General features: G+C 63.8%; 19 protein-coding genes. 8 read left to right on the top strand and 11 right to left on the bottom strand.

What is annotated here, in order from left to right; translation table 11 throughout:
* The first annotated feature begins 1,163 nt into the window (after positions 1-1,163).
* Together ACX80A_RS08230 and ACX80A_RS08225 are read left to right on the top strand one after the other, a co-directional pair.
* Complete coding sequence (locus ACX80A_RS08230) at positions 1,164-2,249, top strand: S-(hydroxymethyl)mycothiol dehydrogenase (RefSeq protein WP_459259216.1); 1,086 nt, start codon at positions 1,164-1,166, stop codon at positions 2,247-2,249.
* Positions 2,249-2,878, top strand: a complete 630-nt coding sequence (locus ACX80A_RS08225) for an MBL fold metallo-hydrolase (protein WP_459259215.1) — start codon at positions 2,249-2,251, stop codon at positions 2,876-2,878. The genes ACX80A_RS08230 and ACX80A_RS08225 overlap by 1 nt, the downstream gene beginning before the upstream one ends.
* A 67-nt stretch (positions 2,879-2,945) precedes the next feature.
* On the opposite strand, the gene ACX80A_RS08220 is transcribed toward ACX80A_RS08225, so the two are convergent.
* On the bottom strand, positions 2,946-3,689 hold the full coding sequence (locus tag ACX80A_RS08220; protein ID WP_459259214.1) for a lipoate--protein ligase family protein: 744 nt from the start codon (positions 3,687-3,689) through the stop codon (positions 2,946-2,948).
* 19 nt (positions 3,690-3,708) lie between these two features.
* Between ACX80A_RS08220 and ACX80A_RS08215 the strand changes: the two genes are divergently transcribed.
* From ACX80A_RS08215 to ACX80A_RS08205, 3 genes are all read left to right on the top strand, one after another.
* Positions 3,709-4,092, top strand: coding sequence for a DUF2177 family protein (locus ACX80A_RS08215; protein WP_459259213.1), 384 nt, complete (start codon positions 3,709-3,711; stop codon positions 4,090-4,092).
* Between the two features lie 111 nt (positions 4,093-4,203).
* Positions 4,204-8,076: a Pls/PosA family non-ribosomal peptide synthetase gene (locus ACX80A_RS08210; RefSeq protein ID WP_459259212.1), complete on the top strand. Its 3,873-nt coding sequence runs from the start codon at positions 4,204-4,206 to the stop codon at positions 8,074-8,076.
* Positions 8,073-9,428, top strand: coding sequence for a M1 family metallopeptidase (locus ACX80A_RS08205; RefSeq protein ID WP_459259211.1), 1,356 nt, complete (start codon positions 8,073-8,075; stop codon positions 9,426-9,428). Before ACX80A_RS08210 ends, ACX80A_RS08205 begins: the two co-directional genes overlap by 4 nt.
* Positions 9,429-9,457: 29 nt before the next feature.
* Here the strand turns inward: ACX80A_RS08205 and ACX80A_RS08200 are convergent, their stop codons facing one another.
* The 7 genes from ACX80A_RS08200 to ACX80A_RS08170 form a co-directional block, all read right to left on the bottom strand.
* Positions 9,458-10,489: an aldo/keto reductase gene (locus ACX80A_RS08200; RefSeq protein WP_459259210.1), complete on the bottom strand. Its 1,032-nt coding sequence runs from the start codon at positions 10,487-10,489 to the stop codon at positions 9,458-9,460.
* 57 nt (positions 10,490-10,546) lie between these two features.
* A complete protein-coding gene (locus ACX80A_RS08195; RefSeq protein ID WP_459259209.1) occupies positions 10,547-11,323 on the bottom strand; it encodes a thioesterase family protein in 777 nt (258 codons plus the stop codon).
* 261 nt (positions 11,324-11,584) lie between these two features.
* Positions 11,585-12,406 carry a GAF domain-containing protein gene (locus ACX80A_RS08190; RefSeq protein ID WP_459259208.1) on the bottom strand — a complete coding sequence of 274 codons (822 nt, stop codon included), beginning with the start codon at positions 12,404-12,406 and terminating at the stop codon, positions 11,585-11,587.
* Between the two features lie 20 nt (positions 12,407-12,426).
* On the bottom strand, positions 12,427-13,047 hold the full coding sequence (gene sigK / locus ACX80A_RS08185) for an ECF RNA polymerase sigma factor SigK (protein WP_459259207.1): 621 nt from the start codon (positions 13,045-13,047) through the stop codon (positions 12,427-12,429).
* Between the two features lie 142 nt (positions 13,048-13,189).
* Positions 13,190-14,713 (bottom strand): carboxyl transferase domain-containing protein, encoded by a 1,524-nt coding sequence (locus tag ACX80A_RS08180; protein ID WP_459259206.1) that lies wholly within the window; start codon positions 14,711-14,713, stop codon positions 13,190-13,192.
* Between the two features lies 1 nt (position 14,714).
* On the bottom strand, positions 14,715-15,929 hold the full coding sequence (locus ACX80A_RS08175; RefSeq protein WP_459259205.1) for a CaiB/BaiF CoA transferase family protein: 1,215 nt from the start codon (positions 15,927-15,929) through the stop codon (positions 14,715-14,717).
* Positions 15,930-15,976: 47 nt separating this feature from the next.
* Positions 15,977-17,353 carry an SLC13 family permease gene (locus ACX80A_RS08170; RefSeq protein ID WP_459259204.1) on the bottom strand — a complete coding sequence of 459 codons (1,377 nt, stop codon included), beginning with the start codon at positions 17,351-17,353 and terminating at the stop codon, positions 15,977-15,979.
* Positions 17,354-17,500: 147 nt separating this feature from the next.
* Between ACX80A_RS08170 and ACX80A_RS08165 the strand changes: the two genes are divergently transcribed.
* Entirely contained in the window at positions 17,501-18,202 is a 702-nt protein-coding gene (locus tag ACX80A_RS08165; protein ID WP_459259203.1) for a FadR/GntR family transcriptional regulator, read from the top strand.
* 304 nt (positions 18,203-18,506) lie between these two features.
* On the opposite strand, the gene ACX80A_RS08160 is transcribed toward ACX80A_RS08165, so the two are convergent.
* Both ACX80A_RS08160 and ACX80A_RS08155 read right to left on the bottom strand, forming a co-directional pair.
* Entirely contained in the window at positions 18,507-18,740 is a 234-nt protein-coding gene (locus ACX80A_RS08160) for an alpha/beta fold hydrolase (RefSeq protein ID WP_459259202.1), read from the bottom strand.
* A gap of 116 nt (positions 18,741-18,856) precedes the next feature.
* Positions 18,857-19,012: a hypothetical protein gene (locus ACX80A_RS08155; RefSeq protein WP_459259201.1), complete on the bottom strand. Its 156-nt coding sequence runs from the start codon at positions 19,010-19,012 to the stop codon at positions 18,857-18,859.
* Between the two features lie 618 nt (positions 19,013-19,630).
* On the opposite strand from ACX80A_RS08155, the gene ACX80A_RS08150 reads away from it, so the two are divergent.
* Both ACX80A_RS08150 and ACX80A_RS08145 read left to right on the top strand, forming a co-directional pair.
* Positions 19,631-20,206, top strand: a complete 576-nt coding sequence (locus tag ACX80A_RS08150) for a sigma-70 family RNA polymerase sigma factor (RefSeq protein ID WP_459259200.1) — start codon at positions 19,631-19,633, stop codon at positions 20,204-20,206.
* A gap of 259 nt (positions 20,207-20,465) precedes the next feature.
* The gene (locus ACX80A_RS08145) at positions 20,466-21,725 is read left to right on the top strand and encodes a serine/threonine-protein kinase (RefSeq protein WP_459259199.1); all 1,260 of its coding nucleotides are present in this window, start codon (positions 20,466-20,468) and stop codon (positions 21,723-21,725) included.
* Between the two features lie 255 nt (positions 21,726-21,980).
* Here the strand turns inward: ACX80A_RS08145 and ACX80A_RS08140 are convergent, their stop codons facing one another.
* Positions 21,981-22,523, bottom strand: a complete 543-nt coding sequence (locus tag ACX80A_RS08140; protein WP_459259198.1) for a hypothetical protein — start codon at positions 22,521-22,523, stop codon at positions 21,981-21,983.
* Positions 22,524-22,842 lie beyond the last annotated feature (319 nt).

Genomic DNA, 22,842 nt, shown 5'->3' with positions numbered 1-22,842 from the left:
CACCAAGACCGGCCGAAAAAACCTCAGCGATGCTACGGCCTCCACCTGCCTTTTCCTGCTCCTTCATACCTCCATGACATCACCCGCCACCGACATTTTTAGGCCCGAAAGGCGAAGGCCCGAAAGATTTGCTAAAAAAGTTTTGAGCGCCGCATGAAGCGGGCGTAGCGGACTAGAGCGCTGGCAAATTTTCCCCCGAATGTGCGCCATCCGGGGACCAGCGCACGCCGTAATCGTCACAAAAGGTTGTGGCGACAGCTTCCCCAGCCAGACACGCACCATCCACCAACCTTCGGCCACCGACAGGGTCAGCCAACTCCACGGTCACTCGAACAACGTCATTACCAGGACAGTCGTACCCGCCTTCGGGCAACGCGGCAACGTCAGTCTGGATCACTATTTGACCGGGCTCATAGCTGACGTATGGCCCCAGCACTGTCCCCGTAACGCCGCCTGAACATCCCAGCCGAACTACTCCGAGCTCCAGCCTGGTTGAAGTCGGCGAGACGTTCGCCAACTCAAGCAGTTGCCATGTTCCCACCGCCGACCGTTCACTGAGCGGCCAGCGCACGCCGTCGTTCTCGCAGTAGATTGTAGTGACTGCCCTTCCAGTCAGACACGCACCATCGACCAACTGCCTGTCACCGATTGGTTCGGAAAGATCAACAGTGAGCGGCACTACATTATTGTCGGGACAAGACTGGGCTCCATTCGACAAGGGTTCGACGACGGTCTGAATTACTAGTCGATCTGACTCGTAGAAGATTTGGGGCTCCCTCACCGCTTCCGTGACGCCACCGGCGCAGGACACGCGAGTCACACCTATCCGTAGGCTCGTTGAGTCCGGCGACACGTGAGCAGGACTGATCAGCCGCCAGGTTGCGGAAGCTGGGGGTCTACCGTCCCGCTGGTCACATCCTCCGAGCAGGGCGGCACCGGCCAGCGCACTGGCAACCAGTAGACACCGACAACCACGCCGCATCAGCCACCTCGCCCTCACCGCCGGGCCATTCCGCCCGGATGCAGACCAGTATCCTCCCGCACCTAATTGGGGTGAAGCCCCACCGGGGGTAAGTCACAGATCAGCTGATTGAACCGCTGTCGGTCTCCGTGCCTATGCTTGGGTAAACCGCCCGGTACCCAACTGAAAGGACCGTGTAGAAATGGTTCATAAAGTCCAAGCCGTAGTTGTCAGGGAAAAAAACGCCCCAGCCAGCATCGAAACCATCCTCGTGCCAGATCCGGGACCCGGCGAGGCGCTGGTGGACATCCTCACCTGCGGCGTCTGCCACACCGATCTGCACTACAAGCAGGGTGGCATCAGCGACGATTACCCGTTCCTCCTCGGCCATGAGGCTACCGGCGTGGTCAGCGCCGTAGGACCCGATGTCACCGAGGTGAAGCCCGGTGATCGGGTCATCCTGAACTGGCGTGCGGTGTGCGGCGAATGTCGCGCCTGCCGTCGGGGCGAAGCCCAGTACTGCTTCAACACCCACAACGCCACCCAAAAGATGACCCTCGAAGACGGCACCGAGCTTTCCCCCGCGTTGGGCATCGGCGCCTTCGCTGAGAAGACCCTGGTCGCTGCCGGCCAGTGCACCAAGGTGGACCCCGCCGCGGACGCCGCCGCCGTCGGTCTGTTGGGCTGCGGCATCATGGCAGGCATCGGCGCCGCCATCAACACCGGAAACGTCCGCCGCGGGGACTCGGTAGCAGTCATCGGCTGCGGCGGAGTGGGCAGCGCTGCCATCGCCGGCGCCAGGCTTGCGGGCGCGACGACGATCATCGCCGTCGACATCGACGACCGAAAGCTCGAAGCCACCCGGAAGCTCGGAGCGACCCACACGGTCAACTCCAAAAACCAGGATGCCGTCGAAGCCATCCAGGCTCTCACCGACGGCAACGGAGCCAACGTGGTGATCGACGCCGTCGGCCGCCCTGAAACCTACAAGCAGGCCTTCTACGCACGGGACCTCGCCGGCACCGTGGTGTTGGTAGGCGTCCCCACTCCGGACATGGTGCTGGAACTGCCACTCCTCGACGTCTTCGGTCGCGGCGGCTCCCTCAAATCCTCCTGGTATGGAGACTGCCTCCCGTCAAGGGACTTCCCCATGCTGGTCAGCCACTACCAGCAGGGCAACCTGGACCTCGACGCGTTTGTTACCGAGCGCATCACCCTGGACCAGGTCGAGGCAGCCTTCGACAAAATGCACGACGGTTCAGTGCTCCGTTCGGTGGTGGAACTCTGATGGCCGCCCGCGTTGAACACCTCGTCACGTCCGGGACCTTCTCGCTCGACGGTGGAACCTGGGACGTTGACAACAACGTCTGGATCATCGGCGATGACACCGAATGTATCGTCATCGACCCGGCCCACAATGCGGACGCGGTCGTCGAACAGATCAACGGCCGCCAGGTGCGTGCCATTCTGTTGACTCACGGGCACGATGACCACATCCGCGCCGTCGGCGACGTCTACGACGCCGTCCGGGGCCCGGTCCATCTCCACTCCGCCGACCGGATGCTGTGGGACCAGGTCTACCCGGGCCAGGCGCCGAACCAGGAAATCAGCGACGGCGATGAATTCCAGGTAGCCGGCGTGATTCTGAAGGCATTCCACACTCCCGGGCACTCCCCCGGGTCGGTGAGCTTCTATCTTGAGGAAGCAGGCACGGTTTTTACCGGCGACACGCTGTTCCAGGGTGGTCCAGGTGCCACCGGCCGGTCCTTCAGCGACTTCCCGACCATCATCGAATCCATCCGTGACCGCCTGCTCAGCCTCCCAGCTGATACTGTGGTGCGCCCCGGGCACGGCGATTCAACGACGGTCGGCGCCGAAGCGCCGTCCCTCGATGAGTGGATTACGCGCGGCCACTAAGGCACATCAGCTGGAAGCACGACGACCGCCCCGTAGCCACCTGGCCGCGGGGCGGTCATTCTGGCAGTCAGGATACGCCGGGCAGGAGGGCTGCGGAAGCCTCCGATGGCTGAAGTGTGTAGCCTGCCTGCCGGTAGGTGGCGAGGATGGCTCGTTCGACGTCGTCGACCGTTACCCCGGGGACAAGATCGTTGGCGGAGCCCGCCGTTGCAGGGTCCCAGTCCAGTCCCATCGCCGCGTACGACGACGTCAGCACCTCCCGGATCGGAGCCGAGTTTTCGACCACCACCACAGAGGAGAAGAGCCACGCACCGGACACCACCCGCTGGGCTGTCCCCACCAGCTTCACGCGGCGCCCAGCCGGGCCCACCCCGTGCACGCTGTATTCGCCGGGGCAGTATTCGCCGGGAATTTCGCCTACCGCCGCGACCACGCCCACTGAGCGCAGCGCTGACGCAAGCAGTTCCCCAAATTCGGCGAAACGTTTCCGCGACCCGGCAACCGCATCGGTCTGCGGCTCCACATGATCGATGACCAGGCAACCGCGATGGTAGGCAGCAGCCCGGCCGCCGGCCCGGCGGACCAACGGCTCAAACCCTTGTAACCGCGCAGCAGCCTCTGCTGACTCGAACCCGGACAGTCGGGTGTCCCGCTGCCCAAAGGCCAGGGTTGGCTTGGGTCGGTACAGTCGCAGCGTGGCGGGACGCTCCCTGGCAGCTACAGCGCGCAGCAGGGTGATGCCCTCCGCGAGATCCGCGGCTGCCCCGGCCGAAGCGACGTCGCGCACCACCAGCAGGTCTGTCCCGGTCATCTAGGTTAGGCTCCTGTCCATGGTCTTCCTGCAGTTTCTGGTTGCCGCAGCAACATTCCTGCTGCTCGACGCAATCTGGCTCAAATCGATGAGCGGGTTTTATCGTCGGCACCTGGGCGACCAGCTTGCCGACAAACCCAATTTTCTCTACGCGGCAGCGTTCTACCTAATCTATCTAGCCGGCATCGTGCTGTTCGCCGTCCAACCCGCCCTGGCCGCCGGGTCATGGCTGGCGGCGTTGGGTTACGGCGGAGCCCTGGGGTTCTTCGCCTATGCGACCTATGACCTCACCAACGCCTCAACCCTGAAACGGTGGCCGGCTGTGCTGGTCGCCGTGGACCTCGCCTGGGGCACCGCTCTGACCGGCCTGATCACGCTCATCACCTACCTGGTGTTCGGATGACCCGGTTCACCAGCGCGGCAGCAGCGGTGGCCGCGTTCTTCCTGCTCAGCCACTGCACGACGACGGCGTGTAGCCACCGCGGGTAGCGTTGCCGGGTGGGACACTTATCAGGTGACGCTGCATACCCCGCAACTTTCCCGCCGGTCGGCGGCCCCGCAACCGCGCACCCTGATCGACATCATCACCGCTACGGCAGAATCCTTTCCTGACGCGTCGGCGCTCGACGACGGCACCACCAGCCTCAGTTACGCCGACTTGCTGGCGAGCGTCCGCGCGATGGGGAAAGAGCTGCATCTGGCAGGGCTGGGTGCAGGCGACCGGATCGGCATCCGCATCCCGTCCGGCACCGCCGAGCTGTACATCGCCATCCTGGCTACCCTGCTGATTGGGGCAGCCTACGTCCCAGTGGACGCAGACGACCCCGACGAGCGCGCCAAACTTGTCTTCTCTGAAGCGGGTGTCGCCGGAATCATCCGGGCGGGACGCGCACCTGTGGTGAGGAAGGGCAGAACCGCGCCATTCCCGGCACCACGCAAGCCGCGCCCTGACGACGATGCCTGGATCATCTTCACTTCCGGCTCCACTGGAACACCCAAAGGTGTTGCAGTCACTCACCGCTCGGCAGCAGCGTTTGTTGACGCCGAAGCCCGCCTGTTCCTGCAAACCGAACCTGCCGGCCCCACGGACCGTGTTCTCGCCGGGCTGTCGGTGGCCTTCGACGCATCCTGTGAAGAAATGTGGCTTGCCTGGCGCAACGGTGCGTGTCTGGTTCCCGCGCCCCGCGCCCTGGTGCGCTCGGGAATGGATCTGGGTCCGTGGCTGATCACCCACGGCATCACCATGGTATCCACGGTACCCACCCTTGCCGCCCTCTGGCCGGTGGAGTCGCTCGAAGCGGTCAGGCTGCTCATCTTCGGCGGCGAAGCCTGCCCTCCCGAATTGGCAGCGAGGCTGGCCACCGAGGACCGTGAACTGTGGAACACATACGGCCCCACCGAGGCGACGGTGGTCGCCTGCGCTGCGCTGCTGGGTGGGCCGGGTCCGGTGCGCATCGGTCTCCCGCTGGACGGCTGGGACCTCGCCGTGGTCGACGGCGAGGGCGTCCCCGTCGCCGCAGGCGACATAGGTGAGTTGATTATCGGCGGCGTTGGCCTGGCCCGCTACCTAGATCCGCAGAAAGACAAGGACAAGTACGCTGCCATGCCGTCGCTGGGCTGGGATCGTGCCTACCGCAGCGGTGACCTGGTCCGGTTCGACCCGGCTGGCCTCGAGTTCATGGGGCGCGCCGACGAACAGATCAAGCTCGGCGGCCGGCGCATCGAACTCGGTGAAGTCGACGCCGCCCTGCAGTCCCTGCCGGGAGTTGCCGGTGCTGCTGCGGCAGTGCAGACCACCGCCGCCGGCAACCAGGTGCTGGTGGGCTATCTGGTGGCGGCGGGTGCGCCGCTCGACCTACCGGAGCTCCGCATCCAGCTCGCTGGCTCGCTGCCCGCGGCGCTTATTCCGATGTTGAGCGAGACCGCCTCCCTGCCCACGAAAACCAGCGGAAAAGTGGACCGGGCGGCCCTCCCTTGGCCGCTGGCCCAGGCTATCGACGGCGACGTGCCACAGCTCGACGACGAAGCCCAGTGGGTGGTGAATCAGTGGACGGCGGTGCTCGGCCTGCCGGCGTCGGGATTGGACGCCGACTTCTTCGCCTACGGCGGCGGCAGCCTGTCAGCCGCACAGTTGGTCTCTGCCCTGCGGCAGCGATACCCCACGGTCACAGTAGCCGACATTTACGCTCATCCGCGGGTGGGTGCCCTGATCGAGATGGTCCGAAATTCGGAGCCCGTCGGCGGAACCGTCCGGGTTGAACGAAACGTGGCCCGCACCACCCGCAAGGCTCAGGTCTTCCAGACCCTGATGGGACTCCCACTGCACCTGCTGGTCGGCATGCGGTGGCTGACCTACCTGATGATCATCAACCAGGTGCTCGCCGTCGCTGGCGTCCCAGCGGCGCCGACCCTGTCCTGGTGGTGGATCCTGGCCAGCTGGACGGTCTTCGTGAGCCCGCTCGGCCGGATGGGTATCTCCGTGGCCGCCGCCAGGATCCTGCTCGGCGGCGTCCGCCCGGGAAGCTACCCCCGCAGTGGCAGGGTGCACCTGAAGTTGTGGCTTGCCGAGCAGATCGCCGACATGGCGGGCACCGTGAGCCTGGCCAGCGCCCCCTGGATCACCTATTACGCCAGGGCGCTGGGTGCAAGGATCGGGCGCGACGTCGACCTCCACTCGGTGCCACCGGTCACCGGCATGCTCCACCTCGGCAGTGGCAGCTCGGTGGAGCCCGAGGTTGACCTCTCCGGTTGGTGGGTCGACGGCGATCTGGTCCACATTGGCCGGATCAGCATCGGCGAGCGGGCCGTGATCGGCACCAGGAGCACGCTGATGCCTGGGGCAAGAATCGGCGCTGACTCCCAGGTGGCCCCCGGCTCGGCGGTGCTGGGGAAGGTCCGCTCCGGTCAGCAGTATGCCGGATCACCCGCCACCCGGGTAGGAAGAACCAAACCTATCTGGCCCGACGCCCCGCCGACGGCGTCCCGCTCCATAAGTTTCCCGGCATTCGCCGCCGCCTCGGGAGCGCTCGCCGGGATCCCCTATCTTGCGGCCGCCATTGCGGCGCTGCCCATCCTTGCCGCCCTGCGCGGCTACCCCACCCTGTCCGACGCGCTGCCCCAGCTGGCCTGGTCGGTGCCCGTCGCTGGCCTGCTGTGGTTTGTGACGTCAATGCTGCTCATTCTTGCCACTGTACGATTGCTCGGTGTTGGGCTGCGGGAGGGATATCACCGGGTCCGCAGCCGCATCGGTTGGCAGGTCTGGGCCACCGAGCGAGTCCTGGACCTGGCACGCGACTTTCTCTTCCCGCTCTATGCAAGCCTTTTCACGCCAGTGTGGCTGAGACTGTTGGGTGCCTCGGTGGGCAGGAACGTCGAAATATCGACGGTGCTGCTGGTCCCGAAAATGACAACGATTGGCGACGGCGCCTTCCTCGCCGATGACACGATGGTTGCCTCCTACGAGCTTGGTGGGGGCTGGATGAAGGTGGCTCCGGCGAAGATCGGGAAGCGGGCTTTCCTCGGCAATTCCGGGATGACCGCCGCTGGCCGCCGCGTGCCGAAAAACTCTCTGGTCGCCGTGCTGTCCGCAACCCCAGCCAAAGCCAAAGCTGGTACCTCCTGGCTGGGCAGCCCACCGGTGCGACTGCGCCGCACCCAGCTGGATGCGGATCAGACACGGACCTTCGACCCACCCCGGCGGCTGAAGGTGGCCCGGGGAGCATGGGAGGTCTGCCGGCTTGCCGCCACCCTGCTCACCGTGGCTATTGCCGTGCTGGTGCTCGTGGGGCTCGACGCCATCGCCGTGCGCTGGGGTTATCCAGTAGCCGCGCTGCTTAGCGGTGTGGTCATGCTCGGTGCGGGCGGGGTGGCGGCGGTGAGCGCCGTCGTCGTGAAATGGCTGCTGGTGGGCCGGATTCGGGCCGGCGAACATCCACTGTGGAGCTCATTCATTTGGCGCAACGAAGTGGTTGACTCGTTCATTGAAACGGTGACGGCTCCTTGGTTTGCCCGGGCTGCCAGCGGCACCCCCGCGCTCGTGTGGTGGTTGAGGGCGCTGGGTGCGAAGATCGGTCATGGCGTGTGGTGCGAAAGCTACTGGCTGCCCGAGGCCGATCTGGTGACCCTCGACGACAGCGCCACAGTGAACCGGGGCTGTGTCATCCAGACCCACCTCTTCCATGACCGGGTGATGTCGATGGACACCGTAACCTTGAAGGATGGCGCAACGATGGGACCGCACGGAGTGATACTTCCTGCTGCCCGTCTGGACCAGGGTTCAACTGTTGGACCGGCGTCGCTCGTGATGCGCGGCGAAACGGTACCCGCCGGAAGCTACTGGATCGGTAACCCGGTCAGTCCCTGGAAACGACCGGCGGCCGCACGATGACGCAGGCGGTCGACGGGACGCTGGCCCGGAGTTCCGGCGTTCCCGATCCATATACGCCCGGGCACGGCTCCGAGGACTGGACAGCGCTGCATTATGACCTGGAGCTAGATTACCGGTTGGCCAGCAACCGGTTGGCAGGCCGCGCGCTGGTCTCTGGCCGCGTCACCGGGCCGGCGTCCCGCCTCCACCACAGGATCGAACTGGACCTGGCCGGGCTGAAGGTCACCAAGGTCAATCTTGGTGTCGGGCGGGTGCTTCGGTTTAGTAACAGGGGCTCGCGGCTGGTCGTGATCCCGGCTGAGCCACTTGCGGGTGGCCACGAGTTCACCCTGGACATCAGATACGGCGGAAATCCGCTGCCCGTGAGGAGCGTCTGGGGCGAGTTGGGCTGGGAGGAGCTGACCGACGGTGTGCTCGTCGCTGGGCAACCTACCGGCAGCCCCTCCTGGTTTCCCTGCAACGACCACCCCGGCCACAAGGCCACCTACCGCATCGCTGTGACCACCGACACCAACTACCGAGCCGTCTGCAACGGACGGCTGATTTCCCACACCCCACGGGCAAGCCGCGGCACCTGGGTTTACCACCAGCCCGAGCCGATGGCCACCTACCTTGCGACCGTCCAGATTGGGCGATACCAGCTGGACCAGTCCGGCGCCTCCCCCGTCCCTCAATTCACTGCCGCGCCCGCAGGACTACGCGACGCCGCACGCCGTGCCCTGGCCCGCCAGCCGGACATGATGAGAACCTTCAGTGATCTCTTCGGGCCGTATCCCTTTGAGACGTACACGGTGGTGGTGGCCGATGATGTCCTGGAGATTCCGTTGGAGGCGCAGTCCCTGTCGATCCTTGGGCGGAACCACCTGACCAACGGTTGGGAATCCCAGCGGCTTATCGCCCACGAACTATCCCACCAGTGGTTTGGCAACTCGTTGACGGCAGATTCCTGGCGGGACATTTGGTTACACGAGGGGTTTGCCTGCTACGCCGAGTGGCTGTGGTCCGAAAGGTCGGGAAACCTTTCCACCGCGCAACGCGCAGCGGACGCTTGGCGCGGTCTGGCGGCCAAGCCGGAAGATCTGGTGATTGGCGATCCTGGAGCGGCGCACATGTTCGACGATCGGGTCTACAAGCGGGGCGCGCTCGCCCTGCATGCACTCAGGACTGCCGCCGGAGACGAACTGTTCTTTACGCTGCTCCGCGATTGGACCACTCGGTTCAGGCATCGAAACGTTACCACCGCAGACCTCGTCGACGTGGCAGACGACATCTGCGCCGGGGTCACAGGCTTCGACGCTGCGGCGCTGCTGAAGCCCTGGTTGTATCAGACCAGGCTGCCGCCCCTGCTCTGACCCCGGCGGATGGGGTCACGCCGTCACGTCTAGCGCCCGCCGTCGAGCATGCGGCTGCGCTGTTCCTGACCCGGCACACCGTAGGGATAGTCGGAAACCTCAGGAGCGCTGACAGTGCTCAGCCGGTCAACTTCCCCAACGGTGAGGGTCACGACGTCGGCACCCAGGTTGTCGGAGAGCTGGGCAGTGTTCCGCGCACCGAGAATCACAGAGGTGACGGCTGGCTGCTGGGCAACCCAGGCGAGGGCCACCTGCGACGCAGTGACGCCGCGCTCAGCGGCGATTTCCACCACCGTGTCGATGATGCGCCAGGTGCGTTTCTTGGCGTTGCGTTCCTTCCAGGCTTCCATTCCGCGCTCGGGGTTTTCGCCAAGCCGGGTCTCGCCGGTGGGCGAGGTGTCACGCTGGTACTTACCCGTCAGCCAGCCGCCACCCAGGGGCGACCAGGGCAGGAGACCGATGCCAGCGTCGAGCGCTGCCGGGACGATTTCCGACTCGATCTCGCGGACCAGCAGGCTGTACTGCGGCTGGAGGGTGACCGGTGCGTTCCAGCCGTTGGCCTTTGCCATCATGGCGGCCTTGGTCAGCTGCCAGCCAAGGTAGTTGGAGAACCCGTAATACCCGATTTTACCGTTGCTGATTGAGTCCTCGAGGAAACTGAGGGTCTCTTCGAGCGGAGTCAGCGGATCCCAGGAGTGCACCTGGTACAGGTCGATGTGGTCGACACCCAATCGCGCCAGGGAGTCGTCCAGCGCCCGGCGGAGGTGGCGGCGGGACAAGCCAAGATCGTTGACGCCATCGCCCATCGGGAAGCGGCCCTTCGACGCCAGGACCATTTGGTCTCGTTGGGTAGGATTTTTGGTCAACCACGAGCCAATGATTTTCTCGGAGGTACCGGCCGAGTACACATCGGCCGTGTCGATGAGGTTACCACCCGCTGCCGCGTAGGCGCTCAGAATCTGATGCGAGGTCGCCTCATCTGCCTCCGCTCCGAAGGTCATGGTGCCCAGCGCGTACGCCGAAACGGCAGTGCCGCTGTTTCCAAGCTTCCGGTATTCCATGGTGGTACTCCTTTGGATCGTCTGGTGCTGTTTCCCTCATCTAGCCTAGTTGCTGTGCTAGAGCTTCCTGATAGTCAGGATCTGTTCGGCCCGCCCGAAGGGGCCCACGGTGTCATGCAGCACGGCGGAGGTCAACCCGATGCCGTCTGTGCCAAAGCTGACGCTTGTCTCCAGGCCGAGCCACACGCCGGCGGGTTCCCGGTAGAGGTGAACCTGCAGGTCGAGATTGGGGAACATCCAGCTGCCGGGCCCGGGAGCGACGCGGGCCGAGACACCATTGGCGGTGTCGATCAGGCCGATGAGTCGAACCAGGTTCGTTGTCGGAAGGTCTTCAACCAGCTGGTGAGGCGTCCTTAGCCAGACTCGGCCGCGGCCGGGTCGGTGCCCTTCCACCACCCGGAATTCCAGTGACTCGATGTACCCGCCGGGCCAGGCTGTCATCTCAGCAAACGGGCCGGCCGCGTCAGGCCCGGGCATCGGTGCGTCCTCGATCGCCGCCACGGCAGCGCTATCGGCCTTTGCCAACCGCCAGGCTTTCGCCCGGACCACGGTGCGGCCACCGGAGATCATCTCTGCTTCGAGCAGTTCGATGGTCCTGCCGGGTCTGACCACCTTTACGAGGACGTCGAACGACCCACCTGGAATCATCCCAAGGATGTCGAAGCTGAGCCGCGCCATCCGCAGGTCCGGGCGGGGGCTGCACTGCTCCAGGCAGTGAGCCAGCAACCCGGCCACCGGCGCCATGTGCTGTTCCTCGGGGTTCCAGGCACCCTGCGCGTGGACGGTCGATTCGAAGCTGCCTTCGCCCAGGGACCGATAGTAGGAATCCGGCACGTATGAACCTCCGGAGTTAGCGCCGGTTGAGGAAGCTACGGATTTTGGAAGTGATGCTCCCGCTCACGGAACCACCAGTTCTTCCACCGGTGCTGCCGCCAGTGCGTCCCCCCGCGGTTCCCCGATTGCCGCTTGCCAGTCGTCCAACGGCGTTCTTGATCGTGTTGCTCAGACCCATGGTGTACTCCTCTGATCGATGAACGACGGCGCCGTTCACCTACGACTCTACGCGGGCAAACCGTTCACGCATGCGAGCCGTGGCTACGCCGGTGAAGATTCGAGTTCTTCCTGGGCCTGGGCAGCCAGCCGCATTAGCGTCAGTTCATCGGCGCTCGAAAAGCTGCGCGGACGATCGTCGATGACACACAGCGTGCCGATAGGCCAGTTGTCCGGTCCGCGCAATGTGTGCCCCGCATAAAACCTGATGTGGGGCTTCAGTTGCACTAGAGGGTTGTTGCGGAATTTTGTGTCGGCCAGTGCGTCGGGAACCACGAGCACCCGGTTGCAGCGAATGGTCTGGTCGCAGAAGGAAACCCGGCGCGGGACATTCGCGCCAATCGGGCCAGCCACCGATTTGATGAACTGGCGGTGCTGGCCAATCAACGCGATCGACGCCGAACTGACCCCGAACACCGCCCGAGCCTCACGGGTGATCCTGTCGAACCGCTCCTCGCGGGCCGAACCCATCAGGCCGGTTCTGTGCAGTGACCGCAAGCGCCCGGCTTCGTCAGGGTCCATCGGGAATAGCGCGGCCGAGGTGGTTGTGAGACGTCTCAGCGCCGTGTCGGTCCAGCTTTCAAAGCTACTCTCGGCGGGAACCCCCGTCGCGAGGGAAATGTTGTCGGTGGTGTACGCGGCACGCCGTACCGACGAGTTCTCGTCGTCGAGCATCTCATTGATGGCGTGCGAGACCATGTCCCGCTGGAAATCACCGAGCTGCACCAGGCCATGAACGTACGCCTTGAACTCGACCAAATCACAGGAACCGCCGATGCCAACGTAGTTGGTCCAAGCACAATCGAGGTCGAGGCCGGAGTTCACCGCGGCAAGGCGCGCGAACCACTGCTGCAGATAGGGATCCATCAGGTACCTCCTCTTTATGCTCATCGTGAGTGGGCGTCGTAGCCGTCGGCCTCCATCGCATCCCGCAGGCGGATCAGTCCGGCCTGGATCCGCGACTTCGCGGTGGGTAATTTGATCTGTAGTGCCTCGGCGACCTGCACATATGTCAGACCACCATAGTAGGCAAGATTGACGGCTTCTGCTTGGCGAGGGGTGAGAGCCGCGAGACATTTTTTGACGCTCTCGGTCATCATCGTGTGATGGACCGTATCTTCGACGCTGTCCTGCCCCACCGCGGCCGAACGCTGGCTGTACGCGGCATCCCGCCCAACCGAACTCTGTTCACTGCGCACCCTGTCGACGGCCCGGCGGTGAGCCAGGGTGAAAATCCAGCTCTGCGGCGACCCTCGATCGGCGTCGAACTGCCCAGCAGAGGTCCAGAGAAGTAGATAAACCTCCTGAACCACTTCGGCGGCGATCGCGGGGTTCTTGATCACCCGCAGTGCCAGCCCATACACCCGTTTGCAGGTGATCTCGTAAAGATCGGCGAAGGCCAGCTGATCTCCGTCTGCAGTACGGAGGAGAAGCGCGGTCAGAGGAGGGAGGCCCACTTGATCCATCCCTGGGGAATCGACCGGACCGAGCGTAGTGCTGTGTGACATGAGACCTCGCCGTTAAGTGAAGTGTGCGGTTCGAGACCGGTGACACGGCTGCATCGTCGGGGCCCACACCATTCGAACTATGCCATCGGTCGGTCGGTCGCGCAACAGGCAAGGAGAATTTCCTCGCCTGCCCCGCCTGCGATCATTCAGCGCCGACCCCGAGACGTGGCCCCAGATCGCGGTACTTGGTGGTTCGGTTGGACAGGAGCTCGTCGATGGAGGCCCCTGACAACGCCGACAGCTCGTACTCGATGGCGGCGCCCATCCGCAGGCAGAAGGCCCTGGCTTCGGCGGCGGCGTCGTCACGCTCATCCACGATGTGATCAACCAGGCCGTTGGCGTGCAGCGAGGCCACGTTGACGCCCTGCGCCTCGGACAGCGCCGGCGCGAATTCGGTGCTGCGGTGCATGATGGCGCTCGCCCCTTCGGGAGGCAGCGGCGACAGCCACGCGTGGTGGGCGGCGATGGTGCGGTCGGCAGGGAGAAGCGCCAGGGCTCCCCCGCCGGCGCCCTGACCCAGCAGCACCGAAACCGTCGGCGACTGAAGTCCGATGAGGTCGTAGAGGGATCGCGCTATTTCGCCGGCGAGGCCACCCTCTTCCGCTTCCTTGGACAGGGCCGCGCCGGCGGTGTCGATCACCGTCAGCAGTGGTAGACCGAGTTCCTCGGCCAGCTTCATGCCGCGTCGGGCTTCGCGCAGCGACGCAGGACCCATCGCGCTTTCGGAAGTGGATCGGGATCGGTTATGGCCCAGCACCACGCAGGACTGGTTGCCGAATCGTGCCAGAGCCAATTGCAGGCCCGGATCTTTTTCGCCCTGACCGGTGCCATTGAGCGGCAGGACATCCTGGGCGGCCCAGCTGAGCAGCCTTCGCAGATCGGGGCGATGCCGGTTGCGGGAGATCTCGATGGAGGTCCAGGCGTCCGCTGGGGAGGGAACGACGTCGAGGGTCGCCGGGGGTGCCACCGTTTCTGCAACGTGCTGGCTCAGCACGTTCAGTGCGCGGTCGACGATTTCGGAGAGTAGCTCCGGTGGGACGACCGCATCAATGAGCCCCTTGTCGTACAGGTTTTCGGAGACCTGCACGTTCTCGGGGAACGCGGTGCCGTACAGCGCCTCGTAAACCCGTGGGCCGAGGAAGCCGAGCAACGCGCCCGGCTCAGCGACGCTCACGTGGCCGAGTGAGCCCCAAGAAGCCATCACGCCGCCCGTGGTGGGGTGCCGCAAATACACCAGGTACGGTAACCTGGCCCGCCGGTGGGTGCGGACGGCAGCCGAAATTTTCACCATCGAGAGGAACGCGAGGGTGCCCTCCTGCATGCGGGTCCCGCCCGATGCAGGTCCGGCCAGCAGCGGCAGGTTCTCACGGGTGGCGCGTTCAATAGCGTTGACGATCCGGTTAGCGGCGGCCAGCCCGATGGACCCGGCGAGGAAACGGAACTCGGAGACGATCACTGCCACCCGGCGGCCGCGAATCAGGCCCTCACCGGTGAGCACCGACTCGTCCACCCCGCTCTTCTCCCGGGCGGACTGCAGTTCCCGCTCATACTTCTCATCGGGGTGCGGACCGGGGACTGGGCTATCCCAGGACGCGAAAGTTCCCGGGTCCAGGACCACCTCGATTAGTTCCGCCGCCGTCAGGTGGCGCACCGGCTGGGCCGTCACGTCAGGAGTCCTTCGCCACGGCGTCATCCAGCCAGCGCCGAATGTCATCGCCATCCTGGTCCAGCAGTGGAGGCGCAGTATGGGCGGAGTTGGTGGTTTCCTGTTCGGCGCCATCGAAGAACCGCAGCGGCGGTCCGGGAAGGCTCACCGTGCCGAGTAGCTGGTGCTCGACGTCGATCAGCAAGCCCTGCGACTTCACCTGCTCCCACTCATACACCTCGTCGAGGGACCGGACCTTGCCCGCCGGAATGCCTGCTTCATTGAGCTTCGCCAGCAGTGGCTCCGACTCGTACCCAGCGAAGGCTGTCTCAATCTCGTCGATCAGGAGGTTGCGGTTCCGCACCCGGTCGCCGTTACTGGCGAACTCGCTACGATCAACGTCGATCCCGAAGGTGGTGGCGAACTTTTGCCACAGCTTCTCGCTGCCGACGCTGATCTGGACCTTGCCGGCATTGCAGTTGAAGAGGCCGTACGGCGCGATCGACGGGTGATGGTTGCCCTGCGCTTTCGGCACCTCGCCGGCGACGGTGGTCCTGGTGCCTTGGAAGGCGTGGACCCCAACGAGCGCAGCGAGCAGCGAGGTGCGAACCACCTGGCCCTTGCCGGTCTTTTCTCGTTCCAGGAGCGCGGCCAGCGCGCCGTACGCCCCGTACATCCCAGAGAGGAGGTCGGCGATCGGCACGCCGACCCGCTGCGGGTCGTCCGGGCTGGGCCCGGTGAGCGACATCAGGCCAGCCTCGCCCTGCAGGATCTGGTCGTAGCCGCTCCTGCTGGATTCGGGGCCGTCGTGCCCGAACCCGGTGATCGACAAGATGACCAGGCGGTGGTTGAGCTGGTGCATGGCCTCGGTGGAGAACCCCAGGCGGTCCAGGACGCCTGGCCGGAAGTTTTCGACGACGACGTCGGCCCGTTCGAGCAGGGCGGTCAGGATCTTCTTGCCGTCGTCGCTCTTCAGATCCAGCGCAATAGATTCCTTGTTCCGGTTGCAGGACAGGAAGTAGGTGGCCTGGGGGTTATCCTCGGGGCCCACGAAGGGTGGGCCCCAGCCGCGGGTGTCATCGCCGGAACCGGGGTTCTCCACTTTGATCACACGGGCGCCGAGGTCGGCCAGCATCATGCCGGCGTGGGGTCCTGCCAACGCGCGGCTCAGGTCCACCACAAGGGTGCCGGCAAGGGGGCCGGACCGCTCTGCGGGGCTGTCAGTAGCTGTGGTCATGGTGATCTTTCCTCTCAGTGGGGTGTCCGGTTCCGGCGATTCAGGGCTTAGAGCCAGCCCGGAACCACGAGGACCAGCCAGGCGACCAACGGTCCGACGACGACGACGATGCCGCCGTAGGCGAGGATCTGCTTGTAGAAGCGGTCCCTGTCGGTGCCTTCGGGGGCGTTGGCGAGCACCAGCGCACCGTTGGTGGAGAACGGGGAAACGTCAACCACTGTGGAGGCGATGGAGAGGGCTGCAATCACGCCGATTGCTCCGATTTCGCCGGATTCCAGGAACGGAATGGCCAACGGAATCAAAGCGGCGAGGATCGCCGTGGAGGAGGCGAACGCGGAAACGACTGCACCGATGTAGCAGATCAGCAGGGCTGCGAGCAGTGGCATGCCCAGGCTGGCGACGCCGTCGGAGACGTATTCGATGGTGCCAGCTTCCTGCAGGACGCCGACGAAGGTCAGCATGCCGCAGATCAGCAGGACCGTTGACCAGCTGATCTTCTCGACTGCTCCCTTTTGTGACCGTGGTGAGATGAGCGCCAGGGCGACGGCAACCGTGATCGCGACGAAGCCGACGTCGACCTTGAAGCCCAGCGCCACAACGGCGAGGATGACCAGGCCGGCAATGGTGGCGAACTGCGCAAGGGTCTGCTTGCCCTCGGTAGCGACAGCGCCGCCGTCGTTAGCCTTGGCCTTGGCCTTGAGCGAGTCGGTGCCGGAACCGGTGCCGCGGAAGTCGACGTCGGCACCCGACGCGCGGGCTCCGACGCTGGCGCGCATCCGGGCGTCGGCTGCGCCTTCAACGAACTGTTCAACCCGTGCGGAGAACAGTTTCCGGCCGCCAAGAACGAGGAACAGGACGACTGCGATGAGGAAGTTGAAGATCAGGCTGGAGAGGAAGAGGGCCATGGGGCTGTATTCGAACCCGGTGTCGGCGACGATGCCGTTGACGATGACGCCGTAGACAGCGATGGGCGAGAAGCCGCCAGCCTGCGCACCGTGGACCACCATCATGCCCATCAGGAGGGGGCTGATCTTGTGCTTGGCAGCGAAGCCGAGGGCGACGGGTGCCATGATGGCGACGGCGGCGGGGCCGAGGGCGCCTACTGCAGTGATCACGCCGGTGATGACGAACATGATCCAGGGAATGAGTGCTACCCGGCTGCGAACGAGCTTGACGGCGCCGTTGACGAGGAGGTCGATCGTGCCGTTGTTTTGGGCGATCGCAAAGAGGTAGGTGACACCGACCAGGGTGAGGAACAGGCCACCCGGGAAGTTGGCAATGATGTCATCGGTTTCCATGCCGAGGAACACTGCACCTAGCAGGAAGGCACCCACGAAGGCGAGGGCGCCCATGTTAACCGGCAATAGCGTGGCGATGAGGAACATCGCTGCCAGAATGATAATTGAGAGGAGTTGGACGGACATGGGTCTTCTTTCGCCAGTGAAAGTGTGATGTGACGCACGTTACCGGCGCACTGGACTAGACTGTTAGACACTGATCCATTTGTCAATTGTTACCTGCTCGGCCCCTACACTGGCAGAACATCTCCCCGCTGACGTTGAGGACCGCTGATGAACACCCTGCCTGACCCCCGGCAGCTTGCCCGTGCGCCCCGGCCACGACTTTATGAGCAACTGGTCGAGCAGATTCTGGTCTATATCGAGGACGCTCAGCTGAGCCCGGGCGAGCTGCTGCCCGCCGAGCGGATTCTCGCCGAACAGCTGGGGGTTTCACGGGCCACGTTGGCTCAGGCGCTGGTGGCCCTTGAAGTGCTGGGGATTATTGACGTCCAGCATGGAACGGGTGCGGTGCTGGTGTATCGACCGAGCCTGGCCACGGTGATCAAGAAGCTGCGGGAGCACCAAAATCGACTGCCCGAGATTGCCGAGGCCCGCAGCACCCTTGAGGTGAAGCTTGCGTCACTGGCTGCCAGCCGACGGACCGAAGCAGACTTGGCTGCTATCGATGCCGCGCTGGAGGCGATGGCTACTGAAGTTGCCGCGGGAGATCGCGGCACCCACGGCGATGAATTGTTCCACCAGGCAGTCACGTCCGCTGCGCACTCCCCTGTGCTGGCACAACTGATGGCGTTCATTGCCGAGCTGGTCCTGGAAACCCGGATTGAGTCGCTGGGCCAACCGGGCCGGCCGGAGCAGTCTCTCAGGTCGCACCGGGTGATTGCGGAGGCTATCCGTTCCGGCGATGCTGCGGCCGCGGCGGCCGCCATGCAGTCGCACATCGATCTGGTCTCCGACGTGGCGTTGTTGAAGTAGCTGGACGCTTGATGTGGGTCTTTTGGCCCCAAGAGCCGACTCCTGGGCTCGATGAGCGCTGCGGACCTTTCCCGCGCGGTTCGAACTGGGACCATCCTTCGACAGGGCTCCGATCGCGTTCAGCTGGGGGTGACCGACTGATGACGTTGGGCGCGTCAATAGGATGAATTCTTCGCAATATTTGGTTTCAGTAACTCTGCGGCAGTCACAGTCTTGAATGGTTAAGGGCGGTTTACAACAGGGTTCCCGCAGTTGAGGCGCCCGTCGCTGGGCGCCCCAAGCTTTGCTTACGTGGGTATTGGTCTTACTTTTGCAAGAAGGTGAGTAATGCCTGCTTGAACTCGTCGAGGTGGCTTACGTTGCAGCCGTATGCTGCGCCTTCGATGACGTGCAGGTCGCTGCCGGGCAGGGCTGCATGGGTGCGTGCGCCGGATCCTTCGAACGGTACGACGCCGTCACCGTCGTCGTGCAGGACGAGGGCGGGGACGGTGACGCTTGGCTGGTCGTCACGGAAATCGGTTGTCCCGAAGGCCTCCATGCACCCAAGTGTGACCTTTTTTATCTGCCTGTTTGCATAAGGTGAGGACTTCCTGGCGTTGCGCTTCGGTGACCGAGAGGTCTACGTTGACGGAGAAGAACTCGCGGTTGAAGCCTTCAAAGACGGAGTCTTCGTCCTTTGTCAGGTCCGAAGTCATCGCCTCCGCCGCGGGAGAAATCGACCAAAGTCGCGTCGGTGAGATCTAGCGCCTCGATGAGGGCCCGCAAGTCCTCGGTGAGGGTGTCGTAGGTGAGATGGGATCGGCCGTACAAACCAGACTCTCCCACTTCGTCAGCAGGCCTTTCGGATAGGCCCTCCCCCGACGGTCTTCCCCCGGGTTGAGTGCTTCGATGACCTAGACGGCTATTCGAACCGTCCAACCGGCCACAGCCCAGTTGAGCTTGGATGTGAAGGCATGAGGTGAGGCATGTCATGCCGTCTTAATGCGGGTTTGGCGGTCGGTGCAGGTTGTTCAAAGTGGTCAGCGACTTGAACGTAAGCCGTACCGGTGTAGCACAGGGCGTAGATCGTGTTGCCCTGCACACGTTAAGCACGCCATCGTTCTCAAGACACCCGAACAAATGTTGCCGATCGAGTTCAATACCCGGTCTTGGTGGCACCTACCCGCCTGCCTATGGAGTGCAACTTGGAATGACCTGAAGTATTTGACGGAAGCAGTTCATCACAATTGCATTCCAAAATAGTTTGCAAGCCTGCTGACCATTACGGAGCGCAGTCCAACGGACTACGATCAAATTGGAAGCTAAATGTCCTGCTTGGTGTTCGGAAGCTATGTGCGCGAGTCGAAGATTGAGAACCGGCGTTCGCGACGCTTGCATGGTGTGACGGCAGCCCACTGGGGCGCTGCCGGGTCTTACAGAGTGGGTGCAATGAACAACTATGAACGCCCGAAGTCCGGTCCCGGGGTGGGGACCGAAGTTGATCGCGCCGCGCTCGCCGGGCTGTTACTGCGCACGGCTGACGGTGACCGTGAGGCTTTTACAGCTTTCTACCATCACACTGTGTGCCGGGTCTATGGCCTGGCACGCAGAGTCATCATCGATGTTACGCTCAGCCACGACACCACCCAGGAAGTATTTCTGATGGTGTGGCAGGATGCCCACAAATACAGCCCCGCCGCAGGAACGCCCTTGGCCTGGCTAATGACTATCACCCACCACAGAGCAGTCGATAAAGTTCGCAGCGAACAGAGGCGCATCGACCACGAGGCGAACTGGGGTGCGGTCACCCAAATCACCGAACGCGACGAGACGGCGGCGGGTGCCATCGCCGTCGCGTCGTTGGAAACCCTGTCACACGTGCAACGGGAAGCAATTTCCCTGGCCTATTACGGCGGGCTTACCTACCGGGAAATAGCCGAAAAATTTCACCTGCCGCTGCCGACGGTCAGGAGCCGCATCCGGGACGGGCTCTTGCAACTACGAAGCCGCCTGGAAGTAGCCTAAGCGATGAACTACCGCCCTCAGCAAACTGTAGGGGTCCCCGAAATGGTAACCCGGAACCCGGACGCGGCCCCCAATATGCCAGTCCCCCACACGAACAATGGCAACCGCAATACCGAAAAGCCTGACCTGTACCGCAATCAGTCAGGGTATTCGGACGCACCCGACCTTTCGATCTTGGACTCACAAAATGAATAGCAAAGATCCTAATCTGGGATCTGGGGTAAGAGATGCTTTTATAGGGGAGGAAATACCATGCGGTGTGCCAAACAATATGATTTTTGGCGGGCGGTACAGGCTTGACACCCTCCTCGGTCAGGGCGGAATGGCATCGGTGTACCAGGCGCGTGATGAGGTACTCGGCAGGGACGTGGCGGTCAAGCTATTCCGTGCGGGTGCAATCGGAGAGGATGAGATCGACCGGCAGCAGGGCGAGGCCAGAGTCCTGGCCGGGCTGAGCCACCGCAACCTCGTCACGGTCTTTGATGTCGGCACGGAGACCGCAACGCTACACCCGCAGACCTACCTAGTCATGGAACTGGTCCACGGCGAGGATCTCCACCGTGCCAAATACAATGCGCCGCTCACCGAACAAGAGACGGTGGCCATGGGCGCCGGAGTGGCCGACGCCCTTGCCTACATTCATGGCCGCGACATAGTCCACCGCGATGTGAAGCCAGCCAACATCCTCCTCGGTGGCCCCGGGGACGTGCAGCGGGCGTGGAACCCCAAACTCACTGACTTCGGCATTGCCCGGCTAATGGACGGTACACGGTTGACCGCCACCGGACAGTCCATCGGCACTGCCGCTTACCTGAGCCCCGAACAGGCTGAGGGCATTTCCGTAACTCCAGCCAGCGACATCTACTCTCTGGGACTGGTACTACTGGAATGCCTCACCGGGGACACCGCTTTCCCGGGGCCTGCGGCAGCATCCGCTGCGGCACGGTTATATCGCGGCCCGCCGGTTCCTGTCGCGCTGGGCAGCGGCTGGACCGAGCTACTCCATGCCATGACCGCCCGGAATCCTCTGGACCGCCCCACCGCGGCCAAGACAGCGTCGGCGCTACGTTCTCTCCTCGGTTCCGGTGCTCCGCGAGCAACAGACAATGGCGATCAAAGGACATCGGATCTAGAGTCCATCTCAACGATTACGCCAACCTCAGCCCTCCGGCAAGATTTTGCGTCGCAGGATGGTCAGCCAACCTCAGCCATACCCACCGCTAGCCGGACAGGAAAATTACCCTCGCGTGCAATTAGCACCCCAACGGACAGGGAATTGGCTCAGCCGCATCGGGAAGGGACGCAGGATCCTTCGGGGCAGCGCCGCAGACCGGGGGCCATGCAATGGATGCTGATAGCTCTTATCCTGGCAGTCGCGCTGCTGGTTATGACAGTGCTGATATTGCCGACCCTCGACATCGGAGACGGACCGATCCCCGTTCCCGCTGACTATCCTGCGGCCCCAGGGGAACTCGGGGATCTATTGAAGGAGCTACAGGACAGCGTGGCACCACAATGACCCGATTCCTAAACCGCGCCTTGACGGTGAGCCTCAGCGTGGCTTTGCTCAGCGGATGCAGCAGCACCTCAGGGGGCTACAACCCGGACGCAGCCGGACAGCTCCAATCCGAGGTGCTGGCCGTCACACAGCTCTCTGTCGGTGGAGACTACGACAAAGCTCTAAAAATTCTAGATGAACTCAGTGTCCGTTTGGACGTCCTGGCGTCGGGCGGGTCCGTTCCACCCGACCGGCAGCAACGCATAGAGGACGCCATCACAGCCCTCCGCTCTTACCTCGAAGCCCAGGCCGGTGACCAAAAAAACCCAACCCAACCTGCACCCAACTCACAAACGCCCACACCGTCCCCACGGATATCCCCACCTGTACCTGGTGAACCGCAAATCCTACCCCCTGCTGCCCCTGTCCCACAGGGTCCACCACCGGTGGTGCCGGCACCACCGCCACAGCTTCCGCCACCGCCACCGCCAAGCGAACCGGCACCACCGCCACCGCCAAGCGAACCGGCACCACCGCCACCGCCAAGCGAACCGGCACCACCGCCACCGCCACCGCCAAGCGAACCGGCACCACCACAGCTTCCGCCACCGCCACCGCCAAGCGAACCGGCACCACCACAGCTTCCGCCACCGCCACCGCCAAGCGAACCGGCACCACCGCCACCGCCAAGCGAACCGGCACCACCGCCACCGCCAAGCGAACCGGCACCACCGCCACAGCTTCCGCCAAGCGAACCCCCGCTACTGCCACCGCCTGATCGTTAAGTCGTCTGCGGAGTGCAACGCGTTTGATAAACATGATGATGAACAAAATGATGGAAACGCATCAGCGCAGCGCCGCTTGGTGTGCGACGCGGCGAGCCACGTGCGCGCGTCCGTCTTAGTAAGAAACGTGAGCGACTTATTGTCATCAGTTCGTGCGGTGTAACTCTGCCCCGCCCGCTACTCAGGCCCTAAGATCCCCGGTATTCCGTGGAAGTTGTGCCCCGTTACATTTATTGGAGTCCTCGAAGGCCAGGGACCTGGTCGCTGGACCTGGTATGGCGACAGGTCAGCCGTAACGTGGGCGCCGACGCTTGCCACCGCAGGACAGACCAGCACCGTTTCGCTGGAGTTCA

It is taken from the genome of Arthrobacter sp. TMN-50, assembly GCF_054511125.1.
This window is presented reverse-complemented; position numbering and strand designations above follow the sequence as displayed.